Source organism: Aeromonas sp. QDB68 (assembly GCF_027707405.1).
In the GTDB taxonomy this organism is placed as follows: Bacteria; Pseudomonadota; Gammaproteobacteria; order Enterobacterales; family Aeromonadaceae; genus Aeromonas; species Aeromonas caviae.
Genome location: NZ_JAPCIQ010000092.1, coordinates 1 through 14880 on the forward strand (window position 1 = coordinate 1; position 14880 = coordinate 14880).

A 14880-nucleotide genomic window follows, 5' to 3' on the forward strand; every position below is an offset into this window, starting at 1 on the left:
TGCAAAGTAAACTGGATGGCTTTCTTGCCGCCAAGGATCTGATGGCGCAGGGGATCAAGATCTGATCAAGAGACAGACGTAAGCCTTGGCGAACGATCATTATAACACCCAGTATTCTCAATAAATCTATTGTAGAGAAACAACATCGCTCTGTGATCTTTCTTTTCAAACCACAAGTTATTTTGAGTTCCCATACCAACCTCCATCAAAAAACTTCAAACAATAAAGTCACGAGCCTCGCACATACAACCCCCTCCAGTTAAGCCTCAATTGAGGCATGGAGATCCCTTTGGGTCTTTGTTGTTGCGTTATTTGTGTGTAGATATTATGATTTTTTTTAGTATATCTCAATGTCATTCGCACAACATCTAAAGAAGGAAATGTGTCCATAAAATGATGATTTAATGTATCTATATGCGTGCTAAATGAAGATGCGAACACTCTTGAACCCCTTGCAAAACGCCTCTTTTTTTCCCTAGTCTACGTCCTGCTTGAGTCATCAACGAGAAGCCTTCGCCACCATCAATGCAACCACCTCATATGCTGACCCTAGATCGCGGGTCATCATCATTGGCCTTCCTGATCCCCCCGTACCGAGGCTGATTACTGTTTTTTTCAACCCCCAATCCCTTCTGATGAACGAAACCCATACCATCAGGAGTACACCATGAACACGTCCCCCAAAGTACTGCGCATCAAAGACGTTATCCAAAAGACCGGCCTTGCCCGCTCAACTATCTATGACCGTATCAGCAAGAAATCCCCTCGTTATGACCCAAATTTCCCAAAGCCACTTAAGTTGGGCTTGTCAGCTGTCGGCTGGTTTGAACATGAAATTGATGCTTGGTTTCAAGTACAAGCATCAATGAGGGGGTTTTATTGAACAGCTAAATTCTCCACAGGGTAGCATGAACACATGCCATCAATATAACTACATCTTGCCAAATTCATTATGATGCAGAGCTCCTACTGCAAGTAGGAAGTAAAGCTGACGTAGCAATAATTACCCTAAACATCATATGGATGACGTTAATACACCAATGCTCATCATGAATAACATAGCCCCCTCTCACTATTTCACTAAGCATCTTGTACCTGTGACTCTGGCGATATGAATTCGTAGGAGGGGGAGCTTTATGTTATTTGAATTCATTCATCATCTGAAGTGACTAGATACATTAACCATTTAACATCTAAGTTAGCTACCTATTCACTAAACACTCTTCAAAGAGGGATTACTCATGTCTACAGATATCCTGCACTTCATTCATCAATTGGAAGTAAGATACCCATTATTCAGCATCCATGCTTTCCAAAAAGCAATGGATGCAGTTACCGAACATTACTATCACTACCGAGAGGCTAAATCAGCTCATCCTTCCGTTGAGCTGTTCCTGCAATCCTTCTATCGTTACCATGACCTTGATGTATACGATGAATGTTTATCTACTGAAACACGTAATGAGCTAAATGACGTTCTAAGTGATTTTATGCATCAACTGAGGTCACCACGTCATCAGAAGCAATTACACAACCTAAAACGTGCAGATAAGCGTAATAGCGATAGCATCCAGAAGTACATTAACGCTCTTTTTGATAAATATGCCAGATTACTAGTAGTCAGAGTGGATGTTCACTTTAGAGATGACGTAACCCTAGAGGAGGCTCAAGAGGAACGAGAGTATTACTTGCGTACTATTAAGCGCAAGTTTACTAGATTAGTAGGCTATATCTGGAAGTTAGAATATGGCGAAAGTAGAGGCTATCACTATCACATCGCGTTTATATTCAATGGTAAATACATGCAAAACGATATTAAGATTGGCCGTTTGCTGGGAGAGCGTTGGCATGCAGGTAGCTATTACAACTGCAATGCTAAGCGGTCTCAATATGAGGAATGGGGAACGGATGGTATCGGAATGATACATCGAAGTGATGACGAGAAGCGACAGAAGCTATTTCAGTATGCCATGAAATATCTAGTCAAAATGGACGAGGCCGTGTTGGCTCAAACATGTGGACGCTCAAATAGGATGGGTAAGATGGAGGTGCCTGGTAGGAGAATGAGGGTTCTCAGGGTCTCTCTGGAGTAGTATCTTATTGGCTCCCGACCTGGAGCCACGAATGACCATCGAGCAACTTGCCAGATCCACACGCGGCGTCTTTGAGCTGCACTACGAGAGCCTAACTGGTCTACCCTTCTTCACCAGTTTCCCCCTGAACTGCTGTCAGGGGGCTTCTGTGGTGTTTGGAATGTTGGTGAGTCTTCTGCCCACACAGCACACTGTGACTGTTGTCAAAGGCGATACCAGGGATCGCCGAGAGTCGCACTACTGGCTAGAGATCGATGGGCTGGTCTATGACCTGACCCTGGATCAGTTTCAAGAGTCGTTGGGTAACCGATTTGACGGGATAGATACCCCACTATATGGGGCAGCAAAACATCCACTACGGATGCACTTCTTCTACAAAGAGCGACATTCTGCCGTCCTAGTGTTCAGTATTTTTTGCCAAAGGCATGCCAACTCTGAGGGAGTCGATGCCGCATTGCAGTTCGTTCGCAGTAAGCTAGCCAATCTCAAGCCATCGGAGATAGCGCTGCCTATGGCTACAGCGAAGCTCCGGACTAAACGAACGATAACCGAAATTCGACAAGGGAAATGTCATGTTCCTGAACTCTGAGAATTACCTCTATCGGGTAAGGCAGCTAGTTGGCAGCAGCCAATATCTGGATCTAGCCATCGCTTTCTGGGGGAATGGTGCTGAAAAGCTGTTCGATAACTGGCACGGCGAACGCCTGCGTATTGTCTGCAATTTAATGAGCGGAGGTACCAATCCACTCGTAATCCGCCAGTTGAAAAATATGAAGCACGTAGAAGTGCGATGCCTGAACAGTCTGCATGCCAAGGTCATGTTGAGTACGTCAGTTGCGTTAATAGGATCGGCCAACTTTTCCACAAATGGTTTGGGGCTTGAAGACGATGAGAGCCGTCTTTGGCACGAGGCAGGCCTGTTTACTCGCGATCTCAAGCTGTTGAATGACGCCAAGGCTTGGTATGAAGCTATTTGGCGAGAAGCAAAACCTGTTAGCGAGGAAGCTTTGCTACAAGCTGCTAAAAACTGGCGAAAGCACCGCGGCCATCGCCCTGCATTAGGGGAATTAACGTCGCTTGTAGGACAACCGGCTGCAGCATTGCGAGATCGGCAAGTCTATCTTGCCATTTACTGGGAAAGTGCAAGCCCTCATGCTTTACAGATCTTTGCGGAGGTCCTGCATGATCTTGAACTGACCGACAGGAGCATGCGCCGTGACATCGACTTCTTCGAAGATTGGCCAGATGACGAAAGTAATGCATTACCAACCGATGCTTACATCGTCTGCGTCCGTTACGGGAAAAATGGAGGAGTCAAAGTCGAAAATGCGTGGATGAGAGACCCTGAACTCGACAAAGAACCGCTCAAAATTCTCAGGAAAAAACACCAAGTGGCAAGTTGGTCTTTCCCACAACAGGATCAGGCTCTGCTGGCAAAACGACTAAAACCGTGGTTGAAGGCACTCAAGCTCAATGATGAGCGCTTATTCGATAACGGCGCCCTCTGCATTCCGTTATTCGAATTCCTTGCTTGGGAAGAACACAATATGGAACAGGTTAAAGGTCGAACTACTTTGGGTAATAATGCCTAATGAAATTAAGACTCGGCCCAAATGGTTTCCATTTATTCGATCGCTCTTCAGGTATGAATGTTCTATTAGATGAGATGCATCCGACAGAAGCATCGTGGTCTAAGTCCCCCCGACAAGTATCCATTGCACTAACCAATGTTTGCGACCTTCGCTGCAGGTACTGCTACGCGCCGAAGCACAAGGCATCACTGCATACAGACTCGGTGATCCGGTGGTTGAAAGAACTGGATTCTGAGGGGTGCCTAGGCATCGGATTTGGCGGCGGTGAACCAACTCTGCATCCTGACTTTGTCAACATATGCAAACGGGTTGCGGGAGAGACTCAGCTCGCGGTCACATTCACGACTCATGGTCATCGTCTGACCCCAAAGCTGGTCGAGAGCCTCAAAGGCTCGATACACTTCGCACGTATTAGCATTGACGGGGTAGGTAACACCTATGAAAGACTGCGCGAGAAGCCGTTTGCGCATCTGCTTCGATGTGTGGATTTAATCGCATCCCTATCTCCTTTTGGGATTAACGTCGTAATCAACGAGCACACGGTTACAGAACTTGACGCCCTAAGCGAGCTCGCCCACAAGGTCGGAGCCAGCGAATTACTGCTGCTTCCTCAACAGGCGACCACCATGGTTCCAAATATTGATGGAGTGGTGGGCCAAGCACTTCAGGAGTGGGTCTTCAACTACAAAGGCAAGGTTCGCCTTGCTGTCAGTGAAGCGGGTGCGTCCGGTTTGCCTACGTGCGACCCTCTCCCCAATGAGAGAGGCCTGCAGGCTTATGCGCACATAGACGCTTCCGGGATGCTGCGCGCTAGTTCTTACTCGCCTATCGGCACGAAGATTGGAGATGTTGGCGTTCTGTCAGCACTGGAGCAACTCAGAAATACCCTCGAGATAAAACGAGAGATGCAATTATGAAAATTTGGAACGGATATGGTTCTGAGCACTCGATGAACCTGGTTCTTATCGGGAGGTTCAAACGAGCGCAAGACGCAGAAAAGGTTGAGAAGGATATTGAAAAACTCAGCGTTCAGGCTTCCAAAGATGACTGTGACGCCATCTCTTTTGCAAAACCAGAGGATCAAAAATTTTCAGATGACATGCTTTCTTTGCTACGCAGTCTGAACCTCTACACCTTAGGACCAGCTGACCTTGGGCAGCTGATTTCTGACCATCGCCTCAAACGTAAAAACGACCAAATCACTGTTACGACAGACGAGTCTGAGGTGTCTGCATTTGTGAAGCTCTTCATTGATGCAGGGGCGAAGGTCGAAATCTTCTCGGCGCACGACTACCCGTCCGATCCCGCCAACGCCAGCTGACAGAGAGAACTCCATGCCTGAAGCAAATTGGAATGTATTCAGAAGGTTGCCCGGAGCACCGGAGGAGAACTTCGAGACGCTTTGTCGCGCTCTGGTGCGCCGCCACTACGGACGCTTCGGTTGTTTTAAACAACTTGCGAACCAGCCAGGTGTGGAGTTCCACCTCCAATTGTATGGGCCTTGTGATCTCGGAGCTCCACCACGCTGGATTGGCTGGCAATGCAAATGGTATGAGCTGACAAACGGAGAAGACTTGGGGGCTACGCGCAAAAAAAAGATCATCGAGGGCATGGAGAAGACGCGTAAGCATGTGCCAGGAGTGACCGATTGGAAGCTTTGGACGCACCACACGCTGACAAAGGGGGACCAAGAGTGGTTCTTCGCACTTGAGAAAGACCACTTCCCCAAGTTGAAGTTGGAGCTGCTGACGGCAACGGACATCGAAGACCTCCTGGTGGGGCCGGGAGCACTACTTCGAGAAACCTACTTCGGCGAGCTAGTTCTTACACCTGCGCTACTTGCTGAGCAGCATAGACTCGCTGCAGCTCCATTCAAGCGCCGATACCAACAGGAAGTTCATGTTGTCGTTGGGGCAGAGGAGAAGATATTCAAACTTCTGGGGAGCCAGGGCGCGTGGGAATCGCTGGCGAAGCTCTCAAGCGACCTCAAAATGAATGCCACGCAAATTGTTTCGCTCACGAGGAAACTCAAGACTGATCTCAAGGCCGAAGTCGACTCATTCTTGGCGCTAGCTACTAGCTTGGCGGGCCTGCTAGATGACTTGCATATAGCGCTCGGCAAGGGCGACTTTGACGCGGTACTGCAAATGCTGGCGGTAAACCCGCCGCAACCAGTGCGCTATGACAGGCTGCTCTCTAAGCTGCGTGGAGCTCGTTCAGGTGGAGCGCCGTTAACCGCGAATCTGGTCGCGGACATCCACGCAGTTTCTTCGGTAATACGTAGTCTGGAGCAGTCAATCGGTCTTCGAGCCGTGGCAGTGCTTGCCGCTGCGGGTGAAGGAAAATCCGAGCTTGCCGTCAGGGTGACGCAGCCAGATGGCGATCTCCCTGGTGGTGTCTTGCTGCTGGGCAAAAACCTACAGGCAGGCCAGGGGCTTGACGATCTTGTATCAGCTTTCAAGATTTCTGGCAGGCCAGCGGAGAGCTTCGACCGGCTGGTTGAGGCCGTTGATGCGGCGGGCCAGCGTGCGGGCAAGCGCATCCCAATTGTCATCGACGGTCTGAATGAGTCAGAAGACCCGAGAAACTGGATGGATGAGCTCTTCCGGGCAGATGAGCTTCTGAAGGACTTTCCGTACGTCATGCTGGTTGTCACGCTACGCAATGAGTTCGCACAGATATGCCTGCCGGAGGAGTTTATTCGAATTGAGCACAGCGGGTTCCAGGAAGACCTGCAGACAGCTATCGACAAGTACCTTAAGTACTACAAGATTGACGACACCGACGCTGATCTGCCAGTCGAGTTCTTGCAGCACCCTTTGACGCTGAGAATTTTCTGCGAGGTGGCGAACCCTCGGCGCCAGCACGTTGTCGGAGTGGAGGCGCTGCCCAATTCGCTTGCAAGCCTGTTCGAAGAACACTTCAATAGAGTCGCCGATCGAATCGCCGAGCTCTCACCGACGGCGCGTCGCATCTATCCAGAAGAGGTCCAAGATGCGCTTCTGACGATCGCTGGCCTCCTTTGGGAGAGTAACGCGAGAAGTGTGGAGTTTAAAGCTGCTCGAGCAGCAGTTCGAGACGTGGGCCCTTGGGACGTCAGCGTCATTCGTGCTCTGGAGTCAGAAGGCATTCTTGTTCGAACGACTTCTGGAGAAGGGGGCCAAGGAATCGCATTTGCATACGACCTGATGGCCGGGCATATGATTGCGCGCCACCTGCTTTACAAGCCTGACTTGGCACAGTGGCTGCGAAGCGATGAAGGTCACGCAAAACTCCAATTCCGTGCTTCAGGGTCGCATACTTTCGCCTTCGACGTGTTTAGGGCACTTGTTGGCCTGTATCCGCAACACCTCGGTAGGCACCAGTTGTGGCAAGATTTGTCGGACGAGAAACTCGTTATGAATGCTCTGTTGTTAACGCCGCAATCAGACCCAAGATACATCGGTCGTGAAACGGTGGAGCGATTTGCACACGCAATGCAGGAATCGAAGCAGTTCGCACATATTGCTTTCACGAGACTTCGTGGCACTAGGGCAGCGCGAGCGCATCCATTTGACATGGACTTTTTGCACAGCGTGCTGTTGTCCATGTCCAATACGCAGCGCGATCTATTCTGGTCGGAGTGGGTTCGCGAAAAGTCTGAGGAAGTTGAGGCCGATTTCAAGTTTCTGTCGTCCAGATGGAAGTCGGATTGTCTTGACGAGCGAGAAATACGTCGGGCGCGCTGGGTTATGTGGACACTGACGTCGACGTCCAGAAGTCTACGAGACCTAGCTACCAAGACTTTGTACGAATTTGCCATCAAACAGCCAACAGTTTTTTTCCAGCTGGCTGTCGAGTCAATTGCCGTTTCAGACCCGTACGTCCCCGAGCGGATGTTCGCCGTAGTCTACGGTGCGGCACTGAGCACTTGGTCGGATACCTGTGCTGTAGAGATGCGCGAGGCTCTGCCTAGAGTTGCCCGTGAGATTTATCAAGCGATGTTCGCACCTGGAGCGCCGTATCCTACTTGGCATGTTTTATATCAGCAGTACTGCCTGGGAACCATTGCCATCGCAAGAATGATTGATCCGGGCTGCTTGTCTGAGGAAGAGGTGGCTCACCTCTTTCCCCCCTTTAGCCGACTACCCAATCCGTTTGAGAACACGCCGCTGTATGATCAAGTGATGATCGAGGATGCGAAGAGTGAAGCGATTCGAATGGACTTCGGTAACTACACCATTGGGAGACTGATTCCAGGTCGGGGGAACTACGACGACAGCCATCCAGAGTACCAGCGGGTGTTGTCGTTAATCGTTTCGCGAATGCTGGTGCTTGGCTATAACCCCGAGGCGTTCGAAGCAGTTGACCGACACAGGAACCCTGGTCCCCGCAGTGGCGGTGACAAGCACAAGGTCGACAGATATGGGAAGAAGTATAGCTGGATCGCTTACTTCGAGATGTGGGGTGTCAGATGCGCACAGGGTCTCCTTGCCGAGTCGCGCGACGCTCGTCCCTCAGATGCGGATATAGACCCAACATTCCCGCCCGAAGCTGCGAGAATCAGCCTTCAACTCCCAGATTTGTTCAGCGGCCAACCTACAGATGTTGGCGACTGGATAATGAGAGGGCCGCAACCAGACTACAGCGGCATCCTCGAAATAGAGAGTATTGATGGACTGACGGGACCGTGGGTCGTACTTGATGGATTCCTAGAGCAGGGTACTCCCACCGATGATCGACAGATCTTCACCTTCCTCCGGGGGGTATTCGTGGACAGCGAAGAAGTCGACCGTTTATGCACGTTGTTTACTAGTCTTGATTACCCCGGCAATCATGCTATTCCGGAAGAGCCAAGCTACTACTACATCTATGCCGGTGAGATGCCTTTCTCCACGATTCCGGGACTGCTTGCCGCTGATGAGCAAGAAGGGGACCACTACGAATATATGGTGTCTGCTGAACAGTGGTCAGACAATGGTGTCGCAGTCGATATTCCAGTGCAGAAGTACAACTGGGAGAGCTACCACAGCGTGGTAAACCAGGTCAGCGGTGTGAGCCTGCCCGCTAAGCATATTTGTGAGGAACTTAGTCTCAGGTACTGCGCAAACACATGGGACTTGCACGATGCTTCAGGCGTGGCATCCCTGTACCGTGAGGTTGACGAACACGGCTCGCAGGCAAATGGTTCTTTCTGCTATCTACGTCGTGACCTTCTTGACAGCTACTTGACAGAATCTAACAAGGTGCTCGTGTGGCTAATGTGGGGGGAACGTGAACTTCATCATCGGTCAACTGAAGGTCTGAACATGTACGAGTACTATGCGAACAACCAGCATGTTCACAAACGTGTCCAAATCTATCAGCCAACTTTGAGTACTCAATCTTAAGGTCATCGGTCTCTAACGAACCAAATCTCAGACATATGTTATCTCCATGAACCTACCTCAGGGACTGCTTCGGCAGTCCCTTTTTCATTGGAGATCTCTATGGCTCATTTGATTGATTCCATGGCCTACACCGGCCAAACCCCTTGGCATGGCCTCGGCAATATCTTACCCCCACACCAGTCCCTTGATGTCTGGCTGCAAGCCGCCGGGATGAACTGGACCATCGAGCAAAGCGATGTGCTGTATCAGGGCGCGCCTGATAATCCCATCCTGCACACCTACCCCGACAGCAAGGTACTCTACCGCTCCGATACCCTGGCACCGCTGTCGGTAGTCTCACAGCGCTACAACGTGGTACAGCCCCATGAGGTGCTGCACTTCTATCAAGATCTGGTAGAAGCGGGTGGTTTCGAGCTGGAGACCGCAGGCTCGCTGAAAGGCGGCCGCAAACTCTGGGCCCTGGCCAAGACCGGCCAGGACCTGATGCTCAAAGGTGGTGACCTGGTGAAGTCCTATCTGCTGCTGGCGACTAGTTGTGATGGCACCCTCTGTACTACGGCGCAATTCACCTCGGTGCGGGTAGTCTGCAACAACACTTTGCAGGTTGCTGTAGGAGACCAGACCGGCGCCATCAAGGTGCCCCACTCAACCCAGTTCGACGCAACTGCCGTAAAACAGGCTCTGGGGCTTGGGGTAAGCCAGTGGGACCATTTCGGCCAGTACGCCAAAGAACTCAGCCAACGCCCTGTGGCACCTCAAGAGGCACTGAGCTTTTTCAGTGATCTGCTGGCACAGCCTGTGGAGGAAGAGAGCATTGTGCTCACCCGGCCAGTACAGCGTTTACATGAACTCTATCAAGGGGCAGGGATGGGGGCAGAGTTGGCCAGTTCACACAACACCGCGTGGGGATTGGTCAATGCGGTGACCGAGTATGTCGATCACCATCGCCGTACTCGCAGCCAGGATCATCGGCTGGATTCCGCCTGGTTTGGCCAAGGGGCTCAACTCAAATCCCGTGCCTTGGCGCAAGCCATCACCCTGCTGCAATAGGAGAGAGCAACATGTCTTCATTGCACTATGGCGATCACCTTATCTCCCCACGCATCGGGTATGAGCATCACGGGATCTACGCCGGTGACGATTGGGTGATCCACTACCAGGGCCCGTTTTCTGGTCATGACGCGTGTCAGGTTGTCATGTCTACGTTAGGGGCGTTTTGCCAGGAGAAGGACTTTATTATCAGGACCCATCCTCAGCGACTTAGCCCGGATCACAGTGTCAACCGAGCGCACAGCCGTCTGGGCGAACGCAGTTATAACCTGCTGTTCAACAACTGTGAGCACTTCGTGATGTGGTGTATCAAAGACCAGCACCACTCAGCTCAAGTCACGGAGGCCGCAGTCACTTTGCTGGCGGCTCAAGTCGCGCGTTCTTCACTGGGACACCTGACCTCAGTGGCTACCGCAGGGGTAACAGGCGCCTCCCTGAGCTCATCCGTAGCAGGTGGTGCCACCACGGCGGCACTGACATCATTGGTTGGGGTTTCCACTGCGCCAGCATGGGCGCCGTTGGCCGTCGGGGCGGCTGCTGCCTATGGTGCCCACAAGCTGTGGAACTGGTTAACGGATTAGGCGGCTCATCAGGGCCGTCATGGTATCGGTGACCCACTGACGATCATCGTCGGTGAGTTGCTCGAGTTGGTGAGCTAATCTGACGGCTTGCTCAAGGGGCCGCGAACTGGTTTCACGGAGCAAGTCCGTCAGCTCACATCCAAATATCTGTGCCAACTCAGCCAGTCGAACGATAGTGGGAACCACAATCCCCCGCTCCATGCGAGATACCGCCTCCATCCCAATCTGCAGCCGTTCCGCGACTTCCTCTTGGGTCATTCCCCGTTGTTGACGTTGATAAGCAATGGCTCTGCCCACTGCTTTGGCTAACGCGTCCTGATTGATATCCATCACACCTCCAGATTCAACTCTAAAAGTTGACACCTGGACTTGTTGACATGAAGGACTCAAAACGATGAGGATCGCCCTTAATGGTTGATTTTGGTTGAGGCTGGACCGAATGGGTCGAATTACATCAAGACATTTTAGAAGGAAACAAACATGAAAAAATCCATGCTATTGCTAGTAATGCTGGCAGCCACTCAGCAAGCACATGCCCTCAGTGAGTCAGCCGCTGATGCCCCAGGCTGGAAGCAGTTTGGTAACGCAGCTGAGGGATTCAGCTACGGTGTCTATAACCGGGCGGATTCATTCACCATTCATTGTCACCCTAACAAACCCGCCACCATCAATGTGGACATCATGAGTGTCGGAAAATACGGCTCTCAGGACTATCAAAGTGATTTCGTTTTTGAAGTGGATGGCAAGATCTTCATTGGCCACCGGGTTCTTCAAGACCAGAAAAGTTTTGAGGAACTCTGGACCGCACTGAGAAATGCGAAAGAACTAGGCGTATATCAACGCGAAAAAGGCAGCCGCAAATTTTCGTTCCCAACAGCGAACATTGCAAACACGCTACCGGCGCTGGGCTCGCCAGGCTTTCCTTGCCAATCACAAGAGACCTATGACGCCGCCGTCCTCGACGAAGACCTGGCTAACATCGAACCGCTGAAGGAGGGCGATGTACAGTTGAGAAAACGCGGTAATCCCTATTACGGCAAGACGACCTGGAACAAGTACCTGCTCGATATCACCAGCCGCAGTAACCGGATGGTGATCACCGATCTCAAGATCAACCGGGGTAGTTGCACGATTAACCCGCAAGCCAAGCTGCCCTTCCGGATGGGCTTTGGCGGCAAAGTGACGCTCTCTCTGCTGCCGGAGGACTGTAACCCCCTTGAGGTTACTGTGACCACCCTGGGTGGCGAGCAGACGCTGTCGTTTGACCAATAACCCAACCCAGGGAGGCAACAGCCTCCCTGTTATTTTTAAAAGGTAATCACAATGAACCGACTTATCGCGCTGCTGGTGGCTCTTGCCACCAGTGGTGTCGGGGCAGAGGAAAATGGCTGGTCTCGCAGTTGGGGGCCGGGTACGCAGGCGAATTACAACGCCACCCTCGCAGGCTCCGCCCTGCTCACTATTATCTGCCGGGATGATGCGCCGCTCACCATGCTGGCGACGATGAACGGTCGTGATTATGGCAGCGACAGCAAACGTCAGTTTGCCTTACTGGTGGACGGACAACGCTATGACGCCCCTTACCGGCAAGGTGAGTTCCCCACGCTCTGGGAAGCACTTCGCAACGCAACTTCGGTGGCGCTATTGCTGCCGTCAAATCCCCCCATCGATTTGCCCACCAGCCACCTTGCAGAGGTACTGCCCGCCATTGGCTCGCCAGATAACAACTGTATTGCGCCTGGGTCATCACCGGACTTTGGCACACCGTGACGATGGCTGACACCCACCATTTCAACCACACCCAGAGGGAGGCTAATGCCTCCCTCGTTTTATTGGATATATGACAAGGAACGCTTATGACTATTCCCTTTTTCCGGGATGGCTTTGCCCTGCCCGTTGCCCAGGCGCTGCTCACGTTACTCAATCAGGAGGTCGCCCATATCGGCCTCAACCTCGAGTGCCTGACCCAACTCACCTTCAACTTTCGCAGCCCCACCTACAGCCCCGATCAGGGAGGGGCTCACCCGGTCGAGATCCGCTTGATACGCGGCCTTGATGGCTGGCTGTTCGATTACGTTACCGACTTCAGCTATCAGGGACTGGGCCAGGATGCCGAGCTCTGCAAGGAGCTCGATTTCAACTTCCTGGATGACGAACACTATTTGCAAGGATGGGGGCCTATCCAGCGCTCAGAGGCCCATGAGTTATTCACTCTGTGGCAGACCAACTTTGTTGCCTACTGCCGGATGGCGTACTTCACCGTTACGGTCAACGGGGAGTAGGGGGTGTGTGATGACTAACGAACTGCCGATATCTCACTATTCACGCCAGTGGCTTGGACTGGTTGTGGCTAAAGCTAAACTGCAGCCGACTCGCCGGGGCGAGCGCTGGTTGCTGCACCTGACTCCTTGTAGCCCAAACGCTCGCACCGTCACGCTGCACTTACGTTGGACTGGGGAGCTGTGGCAACTGCTCTCCCTCACCAATGCCGAGGACTGGCGGAGCATGAGCCAACCGAGGGATGAGATCTGCGTGGACCCCACTCGTCGCTGTTTCTGGCGCTGCCAAGCAGGCCCCGTCTCGCTCTCTGAGCAGCCTCGTGTACTGGGCAGCTTTCTGGCCGACCTGCAGCGTACCTGCATTCATCACGGCTATCGCGTGGAGAGTGACTCCTTACCTCAAGAGGAGGCGAAAGGTGACAAAACAACCGATCGCCGTTGAGCTTGAAGCGATTAATCGAGATGGCGAGACGCAGGTGGTGCGCGACAGCGGCCTGACCGTACAAGGTTACAGCGTTTATCTGCGGGCGGTAGAGACCAGTGGGTTGGCGCTGGCCACCAGGATAGCTGACTACGACACCATAGGACCTGCCTACCAGTTGGCAGAGCGGCTAAGTATTGCGCTCGCTATCCTACTCAACGTACTGGTCCCCGGACCGCTGATGCCGGTGAAGCGCACCCCTACAGCCGGAACAGGAGCAGAAGCCGCCACCAAGGCCAACTGAACACCCCTCACAGTGAACCAACAACCGCTCTACCTTTAACCCTGACATGCTTTATGTGTGCCGGGGTTTTGTTTATTTGGAGAACCCCACATGCGTTACCACAAACTCAAAGCCGGGGAATGCCCCGGCACCTATGTCGTCACCGAACCCGTGACCGAGCAAGACCTGTTGCGTATCGCCAATCAGATTGCTCGCAAGCGTCTTGCCAAAGGCTCCGCCATCACCAGTACCACAGAGGCCGCTGAGCGGCTGCAGACCCTGCTGCAGGACCGGGAGCACGAAGTGTTTGGTGCACTGTTCCTCGACTCCCAACATCGTGTACTGGCCTTTGAGGAGCTGTTTCGCGGCACCTTGGACAGCGCCAGTATCTACCCACGGGAAGTGGTCAAGCGGGCCATACTGCTCAACAGTGGGGCCATCATCGCGGTGCACAATCACCCCAGCGGTGACCCGGAACCCAGTCAATCTGACAGGGTCTTTACCCAGGCCCTCAAAGAAGCCTTGGCGCTGGTCGATGTGCGATTGCTTGACCATCTGGTGGTCGGTGCTGAGGGCGTGGTATCCCTGAAAGAGAGAGGTCAGCTATGAACTTGGTCCCAGGCACATCACACCTCACCGCCCTCGATATCCTCCTCGAATTGCGCTGTTGGCTGGCAGACAACGTCGAGATGCAGGCAGATCCCGCCATCGTGGCCCACCTGCCTAACGGCTACCAGCTCACCCAGGCTGACTGCATCGAGGTCATTGATGTGCTGCTACATCAGCTGCGCGATTAGCCAATCCGGATCATCAGGTCCAACACCATCACCCACAAGGCCACCTCACTGCAGGTGGCCTTTTGCATTTCAAGGAGCTAGCCCATGTCTGCCTTCATGATCGATCGCCAGGACTACCTGACCTTTGCCGTGCAGTTACACCGCTTTTGCAATGGCCCGTTGCCACCGCACTACACCCTGGAGCTACTGCGCACCCTCTGGTGGTTGCCGCCAGCAGACACGACCAGTACCTGGACGTGGCGGGTAGACCGGCTGGTACGGTTGATGATGCTCGCCAACCGGCGGGCAGTCTGGCATCGCTATCAGTTAGGACGCCAGCAAGAGCAGAAGGAACCACGCCAGCACTGCTCGACCAAGCTGGGACAGATTAAACCTGCCCACAGTTACCACCAGGCACCACTCACCGATAGCGAGC

General features: G+C 52.6%; 17 protein-coding genes and 1 pseudogene. 17 read left to right on the forward strand and 1 reads right to left on the reverse strand.

The window, feature by feature from the left end; all coding sequences use genetic code 11:
• Positions 1-667 precede the first annotated feature (667 nt).
• The 9 genes from PG892_RS18630 to PG892_RS18670 all read left to right on the forward strand — a co-directional run bounded on the left by PG892_RS18630 (position 668) and on the right by PG892_RS18670 (position 10685).
• The gene (locus tag PG892_RS18630; protein ID WP_270687973.1) at positions 668-883 is read left to right on the forward strand and encodes a helix-turn-helix transcriptional regulator; all 216 of its coding nucleotides are present in this window, start codon (positions 668-670) and stop codon (positions 881-883) included.
• 358 nt (positions 884-1241) lie between these two features.
• Entirely contained in the window at positions 1242-2093 is an 852-nt protein-coding gene (locus PG892_RS18635) for a YagK/YfjJ domain-containing protein (RefSeq protein WP_270825670.1), read from the forward strand.
• A gap of 31 nt (positions 2094-2124) precedes the next feature.
• Positions 2125-2682 (forward strand): hypothetical protein, encoded by a 558-nt coding sequence (locus tag PG892_RS18640; protein WP_270825671.1) that lies wholly within the window; start codon positions 2125-2127, stop codon positions 2680-2682.
• Positions 2666-3685, forward strand: coding sequence for a phospholipase D family protein (locus PG892_RS18645; RefSeq protein ID WP_270825672.1), 1020 nt, complete (start codon positions 2666-2668; stop codon positions 3683-3685). The genes PG892_RS18640 and PG892_RS18645 overlap by 17 nt, the downstream gene beginning before the upstream one ends.
• Before the next feature lie 74 nt (positions 3686-3759).
• Entirely contained in the window at positions 3760-4602 is an 843-nt protein-coding gene (locus PG892_RS18650) for a radical SAM protein (protein WP_270825681.1), read from the forward strand.
• On the forward strand, positions 4599-5006 hold the full coding sequence (locus tag PG892_RS18655) for a DUF6375 family protein (protein ID WP_100645445.1): 408 nt from the start codon (positions 4599-4601) through the stop codon (positions 5004-5006). The genes PG892_RS18650 and PG892_RS18655 overlap by 4 nt, the downstream gene beginning before the upstream one ends.
• Before the next feature lie 13 nt (positions 5007-5019).
• A complete protein-coding gene (locus tag PG892_RS18660) occupies positions 5020-9054 on the forward strand; it encodes a hypothetical protein (protein WP_270825673.1) in 4035 nt (1344 codons plus the stop codon).
• A gap of 99 nt (positions 9055-9153) precedes the next feature.
• Positions 9154-10104 carry a DUF932 domain-containing protein gene (locus tag PG892_RS18665; RefSeq protein ID WP_270825675.1) on the forward strand — a complete coding sequence of 317 codons (951 nt, stop codon included), beginning with the start codon at positions 9154-9156 and terminating at the stop codon, positions 10102-10104.
• Positions 10105-10115: 11 nt separating this feature from the next.
• Positions 10116-10685 (forward strand): lecithin retinol acyltransferase family protein, encoded by a 570-nt coding sequence (locus PG892_RS18670; RefSeq protein WP_252423559.1) that lies wholly within the window; start codon positions 10116-10118, stop codon positions 10683-10685.
• Here PG892_RS18670 and PG892_RS18675 read toward each other — a convergent pair.
• Entirely contained in the window at positions 10674-11018 is a 345-nt protein-coding gene (locus tag PG892_RS18675; RefSeq protein ID WP_043118721.1) for a helix-turn-helix domain-containing protein, read from the reverse strand. The genes PG892_RS18670 and PG892_RS18675 overlap by 12 nt on opposite strands.
• Positions 11019-11165: 147 nt before the next feature.
• Here PG892_RS18675 and PG892_RS18680 point away from each other — a divergent pair, with 147 nt between their 5' ends.
• The 8 genes and pseudogenes from PG892_RS18680 to PG892_RS18715 form a co-directional block, all read left to right on the forward strand.
• Positions 11166-11957 carry a hypothetical protein gene (locus tag PG892_RS18680; protein WP_270825676.1) on the forward strand — a complete coding sequence of 264 codons (792 nt, stop codon included), beginning with the start codon at positions 11166-11168 and terminating at the stop codon, positions 11955-11957.
• Between the two features lie 51 nt (positions 11958-12008).
• Positions 12009-12455: a hypothetical protein gene (locus tag PG892_RS18685; protein ID WP_270825677.1), complete on the forward strand. Its 447-nt coding sequence runs from the start codon at positions 12009-12011 to the stop codon at positions 12453-12455.
• An 86-nt stretch (positions 12456-12541) separates the two neighbouring features.
• Entirely contained in the window at positions 12542-12967 is a 426-nt protein-coding gene (locus tag PG892_RS18690) for a DUF2787 domain-containing protein (protein WP_270825678.1), read from the forward strand.
• Between the two features lie 64 nt (positions 12968-13031).
• Positions 13032-13406, forward strand: a complete 375-nt coding sequence (locus PG892_RS18695) for a hypothetical protein (RefSeq protein WP_270825679.1) — start codon at positions 13032-13034, stop codon at positions 13404-13406.
• Positions 13381-13689, forward strand: coding sequence for a hypothetical protein (locus PG892_RS18700; RefSeq protein WP_134697250.1), 309 nt, complete (start codon positions 13381-13383; stop codon positions 13687-13689). The genes PG892_RS18695 and PG892_RS18700 overlap by 26 nt, the downstream gene beginning before the upstream one ends.
• Before the next feature lie 90 nt (positions 13690-13779).
• Positions 13780-14277: a RadC family protein gene (gene radC / locus PG892_RS18705; RefSeq protein WP_270825680.1), complete on the forward strand. Its 498-nt coding sequence runs from the start codon at positions 13780-13782 to the stop codon at positions 14275-14277.
• Entirely contained in the window at positions 14274-14465 is a 192-nt protein-coding gene (locus PG892_RS18710; protein ID WP_016349979.1) for a hypothetical protein, read from the forward strand. Before radC ends, PG892_RS18710 begins: the two co-directional genes overlap by 4 nt.
• An 84-nt stretch (positions 14466-14549) precedes the next feature.
• A pseudogene (locus PG892_RS18715) lies at positions 14550-14880 on the forward strand (hypothetical protein); the annotation flags it as partial.